The organism is Mycobacterium sp. (assembly GCF_965230835.1).
Taxonomy (GTDB): Bacteria; Actinomycetota; Actinomycetes; order Mycobacteriales; family Mycobacteriaceae; genus Mycobacterium.
In genome coordinates this window covers 2185288-2200614 of record NZ_CBDDLW010000002.1, presented here as the reverse complement: position 1 = coordinate 2200614, position 15327 = coordinate 2185288, and the positions used below count along the sequence as shown (strand labels likewise).

The 15327-nt window shown below is 61.9% G+C and carries 13 protein-coding genes and 1 pseudogene; 9 read left to right on the top strand and 5 right to left on the bottom strand.

All coding sequences use genetic code 11. The features are described 5' to 3' along the window. Positions 1-236: 236 nt before the first annotated feature. Positions 237-653 (bottom strand): TIGR03668 family PPOX class F420-dependent oxidoreductase, encoded by a 417-nt coding sequence (locus ACO07W_RS10530; protein WP_421842971.1) that lies wholly within the window; start codon positions 651-653, stop codon positions 237-239. A gap of 204 nt (positions 654-857) precedes the next feature. Here ACO07W_RS10530 and ACO07W_RS10525 point away from each other — a divergent pair, with 204 nt between their 5' ends. From ACO07W_RS10525 to ACO07W_RS10510, 4 genes are all read left to right on the top strand, one after another. Next, positions 858-1919: a S1C family serine protease gene (locus ACO07W_RS10525; protein ID WP_421842969.1), complete on the top strand. Its 1062-nt coding sequence runs from the start codon at positions 858-860 to the stop codon at positions 1917-1919. Positions 1920-2024: 105 nt separating this feature from the next. Beyond that, positions 2025-3797, top strand: coding sequence for a maltose alpha-D-glucosyltransferase (treS, locus tag ACO07W_RS10520; RefSeq protein ID WP_421842967.1), 1773 nt, complete (start codon positions 2025-2027; stop codon positions 3795-3797). A 49-nt stretch (positions 3798-3846) separates the two neighbouring features. Beyond that, positions 3847-5220: a maltokinase N-terminal cap-like domain-containing protein gene (locus tag ACO07W_RS10515; protein ID WP_421842965.1), complete on the top strand. Its 1374-nt coding sequence runs from the start codon at positions 3847-3849 to the stop codon at positions 5218-5220. Between the two features lie 56 nt (positions 5221-5276). Next, complete coding sequence (locus ACO07W_RS10510; RefSeq protein WP_421842963.1) at positions 5277-5960, top strand: YoaK family protein; 684 nt, start codon at positions 5277-5279, stop codon at positions 5958-5960. A gap of 62 nt (positions 5961-6022) precedes the next feature. Here the strand turns inward: ACO07W_RS10510 and ag85C are convergent, their stop codons facing one another. The 3 genes from ag85C to ACO07W_RS10495 form a co-directional block, all read right to left on the bottom strand. Further along, positions 6023-7015, bottom strand: coding sequence for a diacylglycerol acyltransferase/mycolyltransferase Ag85C (gene ag85C, locus ACO07W_RS10505; RefSeq protein ID WP_421842961.1), 993 nt, complete (start codon positions 7013-7015; stop codon positions 6023-6025). Positions 7016-7463: 448 nt separating this feature from the next. Next, complete coding sequence (locus ACO07W_RS10500) at positions 7464-8171, bottom strand: MIP/aquaporin family protein (RefSeq protein WP_421842959.1); 708 nt, start codon at positions 8169-8171, stop codon at positions 7464-7466. Between the two features lie 197 nt (positions 8172-8368). After that, the gene (locus ACO07W_RS10495) at positions 8369-9721 is read right to left on the bottom strand and encodes a flavin monoamine oxidase family protein (protein WP_421842957.1); all 1353 of its coding nucleotides are present in this window, start codon (positions 9719-9721) and stop codon (positions 8369-8371) included. 192 nt (positions 9722-9913) lie between these two features. Between ACO07W_RS10495 and ACO07W_RS10490 the strand changes: the two genes are divergently transcribed. Next, positions 9914-10369 (top strand): MaoC family dehydratase, encoded by a 456-nt coding sequence (locus tag ACO07W_RS10490; protein ID WP_421842955.1) that lies wholly within the window; start codon positions 9914-9916, stop codon positions 10367-10369. A 19-nt stretch (positions 10370-10388) separates the two neighbouring features. Here ACO07W_RS10490 and ACO07W_RS10485 read toward each other — a convergent pair. Beyond that, positions 10389-11695, bottom strand: a pseudogene (locus ACO07W_RS10485) (acyl-CoA dehydrogenase family protein). A 206-nt stretch (positions 11696-11901) separates the two neighbouring features. Here ACO07W_RS10485 and ACO07W_RS10480 point away from each other — a divergent pair. From ACO07W_RS10480 to ACO07W_RS10465, 4 genes are all read left to right on the top strand, one after another. After that, on the top strand, positions 11902-12507 hold the full coding sequence (locus ACO07W_RS10480) for a GNAT family N-acetyltransferase (RefSeq protein ID WP_421842953.1): 606 nt from the start codon (positions 11902-11904) through the stop codon (positions 12505-12507). Positions 12508-12770: 263 nt separating this feature from the next. Beyond that, complete coding sequence (locus ACO07W_RS10475; RefSeq protein WP_421842951.1) at positions 12771-13286, top strand: SRPBCC family protein; 516 nt, start codon at positions 12771-12773, stop codon at positions 13284-13286. Beyond that, positions 13286-14362 (top strand): LLM class flavin-dependent oxidoreductase, encoded by a 1077-nt coding sequence (locus ACO07W_RS10470; RefSeq protein ID WP_421842949.1) that lies wholly within the window; start codon positions 13286-13288, stop codon positions 14360-14362. The genes ACO07W_RS10475 and ACO07W_RS10470 overlap by 1 nt, the downstream gene beginning before the upstream one ends. Before the next feature lie 20 nt (positions 14363-14382). Beyond that, positions 14383-15273, top strand: a complete 891-nt coding sequence (locus ACO07W_RS10465; RefSeq protein ID WP_421845926.1) for an alpha/beta fold hydrolase — start codon at positions 14383-14385, stop codon at positions 15271-15273. Positions 15274-15327 lie beyond the last annotated feature (54 nt).

Sequence of the window (15327 nt, the reverse complement as noted above, 5' to 3'; positions counted from 1 at the left end):
CCACACCGCGCAGTACGCAACTTTTCCCGCAACCGCCGCCCAGCACAAGGCCGTCGGGTGGAGCCGGTCGATTTACCAGCGCTTGCTGTTGAAGTGCGGGAAAGGGGCACCGGTGACTACGCGCGATGCGAAGGCGTCGCACAGCTGCAATGAAGGCTATGGAGCTTCGTGGCGCCAGCCCCCGGTACCGCATTCCGGTCGGACCGGCGTGTTCGCCGGGTCCTGTTAAACCATCGCTATGCGTGCCAGCTGGACCAGCGGCGTACGTGCATCTCGATGACCGGGCCGGTCAAGGGAATCGATTGATATTGATACTGTGGGTATTTCGCGCGCAACAGTCGGTAGGCGGTGCTCACTGCCGTACCGTCGCGGTGAACCGTGGCAACACCGTCTGCTCGGACCCACCACACCTGTCTCCAGTCGTCGTCGTAGTGATCGACAAGCAGGCTGGCCTGTGGATTCTTTTCGATATTCACCAGGCGCCGCAACCGTTGAGTCGTTTTCGGTTTTGCATCGACCGCGGAGTAGATGAGGTCCTGTCTGCCGACTGCGAATACCACCGGCACCAGGTGTGGCATGCCGTCGGGCGTGATTGTTGCCAGCCGCGCCACCGGGGACCGGGTAAACTCGGTTTTCGGGTCAAATTCTCCCACCATGCCAAGCTTAGGCCGCGCGTTCCGCGGATTCGGGGTGTCGCTGCAAGCGCGGAATCGACGATGGGTTCCTTGAGTCCTTGGTGACGCAACACCCCTCTCAGATGGCGAATGTGGACTAGGCTGATGTCACCAAATAGCGTGTCGCCCGAATCTTGAGGCTGCGACAATTTCGATTCTTACCCCGACGCAGGAGGTTACGGGATGGGCAAATCAGACCACCCACGAAGATGGATGTGGTTAGCCAGTGTGTTGGCAGTGCTCGGACTGGGCCTGGTCACAGTGCCGGTGCCGGCGGACGCGGTGCCGTCTAGCCCGGTCCTGCCGCTTGATCCGGCGCTGCCGCTCGACCCGGCAGGCATGGTCGCGCGGGTAGGTCCACAGGTGGTCAACATCAACACCAAACTGGGTTACAACCACGCGGTGGGAGCTGGGACCGGGATTGTTATCGATCCCAACGGGGTCGTGCTGACCAACAACCACGTGATCTCGGGTGCGACTGACATCAGTGCGTTCAGCATTGGCAATGGCCGAACCTATGGCGTCGACGTGGTCGGTTACGACCGTACTCAGGACGTTGCAGTACTTCAGCTTCGTGGCGCTGGGGGGCTTCCCGCGGCCGCGATCGGTGGTCCCGTTGTAGTCGGCGAACCCATTGTCGCGATGGGCAATGCCGGTGGCCAGGGCGGAACACCCAGTGCGGTTCCGGGCAATGTGATAGCGATCAACCAGACTGTCCAAGCGTCGGACTCCTTCACCGGCGCCGAAGAGACGCTGAACGGTCTTATCCAATTCGATGCCCCAATCCGGCCGGGTGACTCGGGCGGGCCCATTGTGAACAGCATGGGTCAGGTGATCGGTATGAACACGGCCGCCTCCGACAATTACACGATGTCTGAGGGCGGGCAAGGTTACGCCATCCCGATCGGCACTGCGATGGCGATCGCGGGGCAGATCCGGTCCGGTGTCGGTTCACCGACCGTGCATATCGGTCCCACAGCTTTCCTGGGCTTGGGTGTTGTCGACAACAACGGTGACGGCGCCAAAGTCCAGCGCGTGGTGGGCAGTGCCCCGGCCGCGCTTGCCGGGATCGTTGAGGGCGACGTGATTACTCAGGTCGACGGCGTCCCGATCAATTCCGCGACTGCGATGTCAGATGCGTTGAATCCGCGTCATCCCGGCGACACTATCTCGGTGAGCTGGAGGTCCGGTGCGGGTGGCGGTCGCACCGCGAATGTGACTCTGGCAGAGGGCCCCCCGGCCTGATATCCATCCGGGTAGGCCCCGGCCCGAAGTCAATGGGGTGTCGGATGTGATACCCCGGGTGACGACCCGAGTGCCGTTTCGGGTACCGATGGGATCGTGGACTTGATGAGCGACGTACGCGACGGCGTCGAACACCACCCTGTAGAGGGCAGTCACGTCCACGGCGGGGTAGTCGAGCACCCGAACGCCGAGGACTTCGGTAGCGCCGCTGCCCTGCCCGCCGACCCCACCTGGTTCAAACACGCCGTGTTTTACGAGGTGTTGGTGCGGGCTTTCGTGGACGGGAATGCGGATGGCTCCGGTGATCTGCGTGGCCTGATCGACCGCCTGGACTACCTGCAGTGGCTCGGTATCGACTGCATCTGGCTGCCGCCGTTCTACGATTCACCGCTGCGCGACGGCGGCTACGACATTCGGGACTTCTACAAGGTGCTGCCCGAGTTCGGCACTGTCGCCGACTTCGTTGCGCTGGTGGACGCGGCCCACCGGCGCGGCATCCGGGTGATCACCGACCTGGTGATGAATCACACCTCAGAGTCACACCCCTGGTTCCAGGAATCCCGCCGCGACCCGGCCGGGCCGTACGGCGACTACTACGTATGGAGCGACACCAGCGAGAAATACACCGAAGCTCGGATCATCTTCGTTGACAGTGAAGAGTCGAACTGGACGTTCGATCCGGTTCGTCGGCAGTTCTACTGGCACCGGTTCTTCTCCCACCAACCGGATTTGAATTACGACAATCCGGCGGTGCAAGAGGCGATGCTGGATGTGCTTCGCTTTTGGCTCGGCCTGGGTATCGACGGATTCCGGTTGGACGCGGTGCCCTATCTCTTCGAGCGTGAGGGGACAAACTGCGAGAACCTTCCAGAGACGCACGCATTCCTCAAACGCGTCCGCAAAGTGGTGGATGACGAATTCCCTGGCAGGGTACTGCTGGCCGAGGCCAATCAATGGCCGGGCGATGTCGTGGAGTATTTCGGTAATGCCGACACCGGTGGCGACGAATGCCACATGGCTTTTCACTTCCCTCTGATGCCGCGCATCTTCATGGCAGTCCGGCGCGAGTCGCGCTTCCCGATTTCGGAGATCATGGCGCAGACGCCGCCCATCCCCGACATGGCTCAATGGGGGATCTTTCTGCGAAATCACGACGAGCTGACGCTGGAAATGGTCAGCGATGAAGAGCGTGACTACATGTACGCCGAGTACGCCAAGGACCCGCGGATGAAGGCTAACGTCGGAATCCGTCGTCGGCTCGCGCCGTTGTTGGACAATGACCGCAACCAGATCGAGTTGTTCACCGCGTTGCTGCTGTCGCTCCCCGGATCGCCCGTCCTCTATTACGGCGACGAGATAGGTATGGGCGACGTCATCTGGTTGGGTGATCGCGACGGAGTGCGGACCCCCATGCAGTGGACACCGGATCGCAACGCCGGTTTCTCGACCGCAAACCCGGGGCGGCTCTATCTGCCGCCCAGCCAGGATCCTGTCTACGGATATCAGGCGGTCAATGTCGAAGCTCAACGCGATACCTCAAGGTCGTTGCTGAACTTCACCCGCACCATGCTGGCGGTGCGTCGCCGTCATGCCGCGTTCGCGGTCGGGGAGTTTCAGGAGCTCGGCGGCTCCAACCCGTCGGTGCTAGCCTTCCTGCGCGACACAGCCGATCAAGACGACACCGTGCTCTGCGTCAACAACCTGTCGCGGTTCCCGCAGCCCATAGAACTCAACCTGCAGCATTGGAGCAACTACGCGCCGATTGAGCTGACTGGCCAGGTGGAGTTCCCCCGTATTGGCCACCTGCCTTATCTCCTCACACTTCCAGGACACGGCTTCTATTGGTTCCGATTGTCCCCAGCGCAGGAGGAGCTATGAACCGCGGCATCGACGATGCACAGCGAAGCGATCGGGAGGAGCGGCGCAGATGACCCCGTCAGCCACGCTAGCGGCCAAGCTGCCATGGTTGGAATGGCTTCCGCAGCAACGTTGGTATGCCGGACGTAATCGGGAGCTGTCCGCCGCCGAGCCAGGGATAGTGGTGCCCCTCCGAGACGGCCTCGACCTGGTGCTGCTCGACGTCTCTTACGCCGACGGGGCGACGGAGCGATACCAAGTAGTGGTCGGGTGGGATTCTGAGATGGTCGCCGAGTACAGCGCGAAGGCAACCATCGGCACCGCCAATGAGCACACTGGTTTTGACGCGCTATACGACGTCGCCGCTCCGCAATATCTGCTGTCGTTGATCGGCTCCTCAGCCGTCCGTGGTGTCTCCACCGCAGAATTGGCGTTCGCCAAGGAGCCCGATGTGGAGCTGCCGGTCGATGTGTCACCGCGAATATCCGATACCGAGCAGACAAACACCAGCGTGATCTTCGACCGGCTTGTCATCCTCAAGGTGTACCGCCGAGTCGGCAGCGGAATCAATCCGGATATCGAGCTGAATCGAGTGCTGGCTCGTGCCGGCAACCCGCATGTCGCTCGGCTGCTCGGCACCTACGGGCTGGCCACATCAGATTCTGGTGTCCCGTCGGCTCGCGACACGGTGTGGCCGTTAGGCATGGCAACCGACTACGAGTCCAATGCCGCTGAAGGTTGGGCGATGGCCACCGCCAGCGTGCGTGACTTGTTTGCCGAGGCTGACCTATATGCCCACGAGGTGGGCGGCGACTTCGCCGGCGAATCCTACCGGCTCGGGGAAGCCGTTGCCTCTGTGCACGCCGATTTGGCCGACAACCTCGGAACGGCACAAGCGACGTTCCCGGTGGATAGCTTGCGAGCGCGGTTGTCTTCAGTCGTACGGCTGGTACCCGAACTGGGGCAGTACGCGGCAACCATCGAGCAGCAGTTCGAGAAGCTGGCCGGCGAGGCAATCACCGTTCAGCGGATACACGGCGATCTGCACCTGGGACAGGTGTTGCGGACCCCGGAGAGCTGGCTGCTGATCGACTTTGAGGGTGAGCCCGGCCAGCCCGCGAAGGAGCGCCGGGCGCCGGATTCGCCGCTGCGAGACGTAGCGGGTTTGCTGCGTTCATTTGAGTACGCTGCCTATGGGCCACTGGTGGATCAAGCCGCCGACAAACAACTTGCTGCGCGCGCTCGCGAATGGGTTGAACGCAACCGCACCGCGTTCTGCGACGGCTATGCGGCCACGTCGGGAATGGATCCGCGGGCGTCGGTGATGCTGCTGGCCGCCTATGAGCTCGACAAGGCTGTCTATGAAACCGGCTATGAGGCGAGGCATCGGCCCGGCTGGCTGCAGATTCCGCTACGGGCGATCGCTCGGCTGATCGTGGCTTAGGAGCGGCGCATTCGTCGCCGGCTGCGTAGTACGTGAGCGTCTGACACCATGTTTGTGTGAGAAAAGAGATCTACGACAGCGAGGCACGATTGTCGTGGGTGCTTGCCGGGTTGGCCGGGCTGTTAGGCGCCACCGCATTCACCCACTCCGCCGGATATTTTGTGACTTTCATGACCGGCAACGCCCAGCGGGCGGTGCTGGGGGTCTTCCGCGACGACGCCTGGCTCTCCATCACCGCGGCTTTGCTGATCTTGTGCTTTGTCGGCGGCGTTGTGGTTGCGTCCGTGTGCAGGCGGCATTTCTGGGTGGCACATCCGCACGGCCCGACCGTGCTGACCACTCTTAGCCTGTTGACCGCTACTGTGCTTGACATTCTTATGGCTGGCGCGTCACGCGTGCAGCTGGACCTCTTGCCGATTCTGTTTGTCGACTTCGGTATCGGCGCTTTGAATACATCGTTTGTCAAAGATGGCGAGGTGTCGGTAGCGCTTAGCTACGTGACCGGCACGCTGGTCAAACTGGGGCAGGGCATCGAACGTCACATTGCCGGTGGAGAGGCGTCGGACTGGCTCAACTACTTTTTGTTGTATGCCAGCGTCTCCCTGGGGGCCGCCGTCGGCGGCGGTATGAGCCTGGTGCTCGATGGTGCTCAGATGCTTGTCGCCGCCACGATCGTGTGCGCGATGACAACCGGCTACACATACTTCCACTCTGACCGCCGAGCCCTGCTGAAGCAGTAACCCAGAACAAAAACATCGGCAGCAGCGCTACCGTAGCGCTGCTGCCGATGTTTTTCGGTATCTCAGGCGGCGTCGTTGCTGCCGTTCAGCACCTTCTGCAGGTCGGGCTTCATAGCAACCAGCTGCTGGTTCCAATAGGGCCACGAGTGCGTCCCATTGCTCGGGAAGTCGAACACCCCGTTGCGTCCGCCCGCGGCTGTGTAGGTGTCTTGGAAGGTCCGGTTGGTACGCAACGTGAGGCCTTCCAGGAACTTCGCCGGCACGTTGTCGCCACCCAGATCACTCGGTGTGCCATTGCCGCAGTAGACCCAGAGCCGGGTGTTGTTTGCGACCAGACGGGGTATCTGGACCATTGGGTCGTTTCGCCTCCAAGCGGGGTCGCTAGAGGGCCCCCACATGCTGTTGGCGTTGTAACCACCCGAATCGTTCATCGCTAGGCCGATGAGTGTCGGCCACCAGCCCTCGGACGGGTTGAGGAAGCCGGATAGCGATGCGGCATACGGGAACTGCTGCGGGTAGTAGGCGGCGAGGATGAGGGCGGCGCCACCGGACATTGAAAGACCAACCGCCGCATTGCCTGTCGTCGATACGCCTTTGTTGGCCTGTAGCCAGGTAGGCATCTCCTGGGTCAGGAAAGTCTCCCATTTGTAGGTGTAGTTCTGGCCGTTGCCCTGTGACGGTTGGTACCAATTGCTGTAGAAGCTGGACTGGCCGCCCACGGGCATGACCACTGAGAGGTCGGACTGGTAGTACTCCTCGAAGGCCGGGGTATTGATGTCCCAACCGTTGTAGTCGTCTTGCGCCCGCAGACCGTCTAGCAGGTACACCGCGTGTGGGCCGCCGCCTTGGAACTGAACCTTGATATCGCGGCCCATCGAGGCCGACGGCACTTGCAGATATTCGACTGGAAGGCCCGGCCTGGAGAACGCTCCCGCGGTCGCTGAGCCGCCGACGGCCCCGACTAGTCCGGACAAGAGGGCCGCCCCCATACCCGCGACGGCTAGCCGTAGCGGCATCTGTGCCGCTGCGCCACGCAACTTTTCAACGAACTTCATAGCTTTTACCCATCCCAACTTTCATCTGCCGCTTGGTGCGGTCGAATCCGTTCTGGGCGAGTGAAACACAGCAGAAAGACGCATTCATCTGTCGCGGCCGGCGCGACATGTCGCGGTTGCCTAACGATTGAGAATCGGAGCGGAGTCGGTGCCAGACTAGCGACTGAGGCCGGTCGTGGCCGTGGTCTTCGAGCTGCCAGATTGAGTGCAGTCCGCGCGATGTGCGGAGCACGAATTTGTTGAATAGCGTTTTTCGACAGAACTTTTCAGCTCCGGCTAAAAAATCTGCGACACCAAAAAGTGGAACACCAATTATTGATGAATCGTTGGCACTGCTGAGTTTATTGAGAAGCGGGGAGCCTTGGGTTATTTCCAATGCTGGGGATAGGAGAAAAATGGTCGCGGATTCGCCTGTCGAACGACAGTGCGTTAGCGAGCGGTGGGTGGACTAGCGTTTGTTGGCGCCCTTCGTATCGGGGTTCACCGCCTTGTACGCGTAGGCCGCGACGGTCGCCCCGGCGACCTGCGCCGCCAGGTAGACCCAGATAAACGTCCACGAGAAGAAGCCCGAGAGCATCAGGCCCAATGTGATGGCTGGGTTGAAAGACGCACCGGAGATGGCGCCAACCGAGACCACACCGGTTGCCACGGTGAAGCCGATGGCGAGGCCGTAGAAGCTGTTGCCCGCATGATCCTTGCTGGTGGCGGTGTGCAGGACCACATAACACAGCGCGAAAGTGAAGACGAGTTCGCTGAGGAAAGCGGCCCAGACATGGCCGCTGAGGTCGCCGCCTCCCGATGAGTATTTGTCATGCCACACTCCGATGCCCACGAGATAGGCCAGAACAGCTCCGACAAGCTGGGCGACGATGTAGGGGACGAGGTCGCGCGGGGGAAGCGCACCCCGCAGACTGGCAGCGATGGACACCGCAGGGTTGAAGTGGCCGCCAGATATGTGCCCGCCGGCGTAGACCATCACCATCAGCACTGAGCCGACGCCGATGGCGGTTGCGGCCGGGTCGGCGCCGGAGGCGACGATGCCGAGCACGGCGAACATGAATACGAACATGCCGATGAGTTCGGTCAGGTATTTGCGAAGCGCGTCGTTTCGGGCGACGTTCTGGCGTGCCGCCGCCGGCCTCTTCTTGCCAGCCATGTCGTTATCCTCCCTGGTTCCGCTGCGTTGCGGTGCTGTCGCGACTGTGTTTCGCTGGTCCGATACAACTGGACTGTAGTTCGATCGCGGTGTGTTTTCGGCAGAAAGCGGTTTCGTCGATGGCCGGCTGGCGAGGCGTTCCGGGATACGGTCTAGATGGTCAACGAAGGGGCGCCGCGCTTCCCCTGAGTTTCCAGCTAGACGCTGGCCAGCACAGCATGAGCTGCCGCATACCCTGCCCGCGCCGCCCCTTCGAAAAATCCGGGCCACCGGGGCGACACTTCGGTGCCGGCCCAATGAACTCGTCCGACGGGTTCGGTGATAGCGCCCCCGAATGAGGTAAGTGTGTTTGGGGCAAGCACAGCGTTGTACGCTCCGCCCGTCCACTTCTCAGCGGGCCAGTTCATTTCAATGAACTCGGTAGGATTCATTACCTGACTACCAAAGTAGGCGCTCAGATCAGAGAGCACGATACGCTCCCGCGCGTTGTCGGATTCGCCAAGCAGACCGACTGCGGCGCGCCCGCTGACGAATCCTGTCAAAACTCCCGGCACGCCTCCGGGCGGCGAGCTGTCGGCTACTGCCACCACGGTCCGATCACTTACTGCTGTTCCGCTTAGGCCATTCGCGCGCCACCACGCCGTTGGGTACACCGCGGCGTATTTGATTACCGAGCCCATCGGGGTGCGTTGAGTGAGTTGGATACGTTGGGGCGGCAGCGGCGGGTTGTAGTCAATCGCGCCGGCCAGATGCAGCGGTATTGCGACGATCACGAACTTCGTCCGATACTTCGCTTGGTCAGTTGTGACGGTCACGCCACCGGTGTCCTGCTCGATTCGGAAAACTGGCTCCTCGGTGTGCACACGGTCACCGAGTTCCTCGGCCAGGCGCTCCGGAATTTGGCCGGCTCCGCCCTCGAAAAGCCACTTTTCCGGTTCTTCCTCTTCGGGACCCGCTGCATAGGACGCAACCGTGGAAAGCATTGAGGCTGCACCGGGGTCAGCGCCCTCTTCTGCGAGTGTCCATAAGCCAACGTAAAAGCGGGCGAGTGGCGATGCGGTGGCGTTGTTAAGCCAGCTGGCTACCGTCTGAGCGTCCAGAGCGGCGGCGTCCGGGGTGAGCCACGGTCGCTCGACATCCACTGTTGCGGCCAGTGCCAGAAATTGTTGCCAAACCCGGTGCGCTTCGGCGACCTCAGCAGCCGAGACATTCGCAAGCGGGTCGATCGGGGGAAAGTCCCCATCAATCGTAGACAAGGCACCGTTGTAGTGGACGACGGTACGCCCGGCGTCGTGGGAGTCGAAAATCCGGACGTCCAGCGACTCGGCGAGTGAGCACATGTTGGTATGGGTGGGGCCGATCCATTGGCCGCCGAGATCGATCCAACCTCCCCCAAAGACCGACCTGCGGACCATTCGACCACCGACCCGATCCCGGGCTTCCAGCACCAGGGTGTCTTTGCCGCCCCGGATCAGCTCGCGTGCCGCGCAAAGCCCAGATAGACCTGCGCCGACCACGATGACTTCGGTGTTGCGAACATCGTTGACCACAAAAACCTCCTGTTACCAACTGCCCGTTTGGGTCGTTTTACCAAGTAGCTCCAGGTAGTTCTGGAGGATGAGTCATTATTCCGCGACGTAAGCACCCCTGATCCGGTGTGGTTTTGCCGGCTAGGCAGTTTGAGACGTGCGTAGCATCAGGGTGGCAGCAAGGTCCGTCACCCCGAGTGAAGGAGAGAGCGCGTGCGTACTTTCGAGTCGGTCGCCGACCTCGCTGCGGCTGCGGGCGAGACCATCGGGCAGAGCGAATGGGTGACGATCACCCAGGATGATGTCAACCTGTTTGCCGATGCGACGGGTGACCACCAATGGATCCATGTAGACCCAGAACGTGCGGCCGCAGGACCGTTTGGCGCGACGATTGCCCACGGATTCATGACCCTGGCGCTGCTGCCCCGATTGCAGCACCAGATCTACACCGTCGACGGGATCAAACTTGCCATCAACTACGGCCTGAATAGGGTGCGCTTCCCAGCGCCGGTCCTGGTCGGCTCCAGGGTGCGCGCGTCGATGTCACTGGCCGGTGTCGAGGACCTTGGCAGCGGTGCTGTGCAGGTCACGATGTCGACAATCGTAGAGATCGATGGATCCAGTAAGCCCGCGTGCGTGGCCGAGAGCGTCACTCGCTTCATTTCGTGACGGAGAGGCCCCTCGCTGGTCAGAATTCACCGATCGCGTGCTCGAGCTTTTCGGCCAGCCGAGCTTGGGCTTCCGCGCGCCGGGTCGGAATGTGCTGTGAGGGGAAAGGCGTTGTCACTGGCTGGTATTGACGTAGTGTCCGACGAGCAACCGTCATCTTGTGCAGCTCGGTCGCGCCATCGGCGATTCCCAGCGACTCGGCGGCTACCATCATCTTGACGAACGGCATTTCATCAGAAACCCCCAACGCCCCATGCAGGTGCATGGCGCGTTGCACGACGTCGTGCAGTACTTGGGGCATGGCAACCTTTACCGCGGCGATGTCTCGGCGCACCTTCTGATAGTCGTCGTGCTTGTCGATTAGCCAAGCGGTACGCAGCACCAGTAGCCGGAACTGCTCGATCTGGATCCAGCTGTCGGCAATCTTCTCCTGGGTCATCTGGAAGTCGGCGAGTTGCCCGTGCCTGGTCCGTCGCGATACTGCGCGCTCGCACATCATGTCAAAGGCTTTGCGAGCCAGCGCAATTGTGCGCATCGCATGATGGATGCGACCACCGCCGAGCCGAGTCTGTGCGATCATGAACGCTTGGCCTTCCCCGCCCAGGACGTGATCAGCGGGCACCCGAACATTGTCATAGCGGACGTAGCCGTGGCTGGCGTGCTTGCCTGACTCGGTTCCCACGCCGACATTGCGCACGATCTCGATGCCCGGTGTCTCCGCCGGCACGATAAACAGCGACATCTTTTCATGGGTGTGGGCCTCGGGATTGGTGACAGCCATAACGATGAAGAACGATGCGTGTTTGGCGTTGGAGGAGAACCACTTCTCCCCATTGATGATCCAGTCCCCAGTTCCCGAGTCGTCGCGGCTGGCGGAGGTGACGAACTGGCCCGGGTCAGAACCACCCTGAGGTTCAGTCATCGAGTAGCAGGATGTGATCTCGCCGTCCAGCAGCGGCTGCAGGTAACGCCCTTTTTGTTCCCCGGTGCCAAACAGTGCAAGGATCTCAGCGTTCCCTGAATCCGGAGCCTGGCAGCCGAACACTGATGGTGCCCACCGCGAGCGCCCCAGGATCTCATTGAGCAGGGCCAACTTGACTTGGCCGAAGCCCTGCCCCCCCCCAGGTCGGGTCGCAGATGCGCGGCCCACAGCCCGTGCTCTTTGACCTGCTGCTGCAGCGGCCGCATGATCGCCATCATCTCGGCGTTCTTCTTGTCGTAGGGATCAAGAGCGAGCAGGTCCAACGGTTCCAGTTCGTCGACCATGAATCTTTCGACCCAGTCCAGTTTGGACTGGTAGTCCGGATCTGTTTCGAATTCCCACATTGCTGCCAACCGTTCCCCAGTACCGTGGCACCGGCATCGTTGATCGAGCTCTACCATCTTAGATGCGTTGAGCTGGCATGGTGGGTGAGAAGCGAGCAGAGCGAGGACTGCCGGTGCATGTTGATGGCCAGGGGATATGGGCCGTGGGGTAGGCCAGTCAAGAGCTCGTCGAATGGCGACGAGCAGATCCCGCTAGCCTGGCCTGAATGACCCCGCAGGTACGGCTGGCCGGCAAGACCGATGTCTTTGAGCTGTCACGCATCATGAGTAGGGCGTTTTACGACGATCCCGTCATGACCTGGTTGCTTCCTAACGACCGCAGGCGGTCTGCTCAGTTGTACCGGCTGTTCACCACGTTGACTCATCATTTCCATCTGGCAGACGGCGGCGTGGCAGTGGCTAGCGATGGCTCCGGTATCGGTGCGGCCGCGCTGTGGAATCCACCGAGTAGATGGCAGCCAACGTGGCGAGCGGAGCTGGCGACGATGCCGACCTTCCTCGGCGTGTTCGGTCTGCGCGCCGGGGCGGCGTTGACGCTGCAAAAGAGGCTGAAGCAGGCGCACCCAGAAGAGCCGCATTGGTATCTTTCCGCAATCGGTAGTGACCCGGCGGTTCGCGGCCGGGGTTTTGGGCAGGCGCTGCTGCGGTCACGCCTGGACCGCTGCGACGCCGAATACTGTCCGGCCTATCTTGTGTCGTCCAAAGCTGAAAATGTGCCCTACTACGAACGTTTCGGCTTCAAAGTTACCCGCGACATCGTCCTTCCGGACAGCGGCCCGACGATGTGGCCGATGTGGCGGCAGCCACGGTAACGACCTTGGCTGCCTCAACGTCGGCCGTCATCTGATGACGTGCGAACGGCCCTTCGGGGCCCTGTCGCGGGCCATTCGACATGCACTACCAGTTGTGCTGTGGTGTGCCGTGATTCGATGCGTAGCCGCGGCATAACCACCCGCTTGAGAGAAACATCGCTGGCTGCGGTGTGAGGACGAGCCGCGGCGCAACTGTCGATTTGAGCCCTCGCCGCGCCAAACCTGTGCGAGACGCATTGGGCTAAGCGGGGGAGAATGGACTCGTGGAATGGACCGGTGCGCGCTACTCGGACAAGCCGACAGTGAAAGCCTCGACGTGGATCGATGCGGCTCGGGAGAGGGTTTGGGAGCTGGTCGCCGATATTGAGTTGATGCCAACCCTCAGCAACGAGTTGCAATCCGTGGCGTGGGTTGCTGGCGCACACGGGCCCCGGACCGGAGCCCGGTTCGTCGGAAACAATGTTCACGACGTCTTCGGGCGTTGGAGTGCCACGTCGCAGATTGTCGTCTGCGACGAACCGCGGGAATTCGCTTGGGCAGTAGGTGATCCCGAGTTTCCCTCGGCGACCTGGCGGTTCCGGTTGCGACCCCGAGACGGCGGGACTGCCCTGACTTATGGCGTTCAGATGGGGCCGGGCCGGTCGGGATTGTCGACATCCATTGAGGCGATACCCGACAAGGAGCAAAAGATCGTGTTTGTGCGACTGCGGGAGTTCGAGACGGCAATCGACAAGACCCTCGCGGCGATAAAGCGGCTCGCCGAGCACGGTGTGCGGTAATGCGTACTGCAACCACTGTCGAGCTCTCGGATGCCGGCAGTCGCTCGAGTCAAGAGACCGTCGAGTTCGTCGTGGAGGCTGAAAAGCTGGGCCTCGATGTCTGCTGGGTGGCCGAGGCCTGGGGTTCGGATGCACCGTCGGCTCTGGGTTACCTCGCGGCTCGAACGCATCGGATTCAGCTCGGCTCGGGCGTGTTGCAGGTTGGCACCCGGTCACCGGTGGTTGTCGCACAAACCGCGATCACCTTGTCCAACCTCGCGTCCGGCCGTTTTCTGCTTGGCCTGGGGGCATCGGGTCCACAGGTGATCGAGGGTCTGCACGGTGTTGCGTTCCGCCGGCCGCTGGCCCGCGTCCGAGAGACCGTCGATATCGTGCGACGGGTATTCGCAGGCGGCAAAGTCGCTTATTCGGGCAATGAGTTCCAGATACCTCGCCCTGGCGGGGAGGCGGTGGCGATGCGGCTGTCGACCGAGCCTTTCCACGACATCCCGATCTACCTTGCCGCGCTCTCACCGGCGATGCTGCGGTTGACCGGACAGATCGCAGACGGGTGGCTGGGCACCAGCTTTGTTCCCGAGGGTGCCGCCGACGCATACTTCGCACACCTCGACGACGGCCTGGCCGCAGCCGATCGCACCCGCGGCGATATCGACATTTGCCAGGGCGCCGAAGTCGCGTTCGCAACCGGTGAAGAGGAGCTAAGCAGCATGGTTGGGGCGCGCAAAATGGAACTCGCATTCAGCCTTGGCGGAATGGGCTCGGCCAGTACGAACTACTACAACCAAGCATATGGCCGGCAAGGTTGGGCCGACGTCGCTGCCGCGGTTCGGCAGAGATGGCAGCAAGGTGACCGCGAGGGCGCGGCCGGACTCATCACCGACGAGATGGTTTTGGCCACCACCCTCATTGGGACGGAGGCGATGGTGCGTGCGCGCCTTGCCGTATGGCGAGACGCCGGCGTGAACACTGTGCGGCTGTATCCCGCGGGGGACACGTTAGGGGCCAAACTGGACACTCTGGGCCGGGCTATCGAGCTGGTCCGTGAGGCTGGCCAGGTCGACCAGGATCACCCATGAATCGACTATCTTCTGAGCACATGGCCACCATGCCCGAGCTAGCAGGCGTCGAACACAGGTTTGTTGATGTGGGCGATGGTATCGCTATCCACGTGGCGGATGCCGGTCCGGTCGATGGGCCCGCAGTAATGCTGGTGCATGGCTTTCCGGAGAACTGGTGGGAGTGGCACGAGCTGATCGGCCCGCTGGCCGCAGACGGTTACCGGGTGCTATGTCCTGACCTGCGCGGTGCCGGCTGGAGTTCGGCGCCTCGCTCGCGCTACACCAAGACAGAGATGGCCGATGATTTGGCCGCCGTTCTAGGCCGATTGGGTGTGGCCAAGACCGCGCTTGTCGCCCACGATTGGGGTGGGCCGGTGGCATTCATCATGATGCTGCGTAATCCCGAGAAGGTGACCGGCTTCTTCGGAGTAAATACGGTGGCGCCCTGGATGACGCGTGAGGTCAAGATGGTGCGCAACTTCTGGCGGTTCTGGTACCAAATCCCGATTGCGCTCCCGGTTGTGGGTCCCTGGCTCATCGGAGATCCTAAGGCCCGCTTTTTTCGGCTGCTGGCCTCGTGGGTTGGCGCCGGCTTCACGGTGCCCGAAGAGGACCTTCGCATGTACGTCGAGCGGATGCGTGAGCCTGGGCACGCGGAGGCGGGTTCGCGCTGGTACCGATCTTTCCAACTCCAGGAAGCGGCGAGCTGGATGCGCGGGGAGTTCGAGGGCGCTCGCGTTGACGTCCCGGTCCGCTGGCTGCACGGTACGGATGACCCGGTGATCACACCCGACTTGCTCGGTGGCTATGCCGACCGGGTGACCGACTTTCAGATCGAGCTAGTCCATGGCGTGGGGCACTGGATTGTTGAGCAGCGACCGGGTCTGGTGCTTGACCGGGTGCAGGCCTTTCTTGGCGCCCGCAGTTAATCTGTTGCGACGTTTATCAGCGTGTCGTCGAATCGGTTTAAGTGTCGCGGGGCA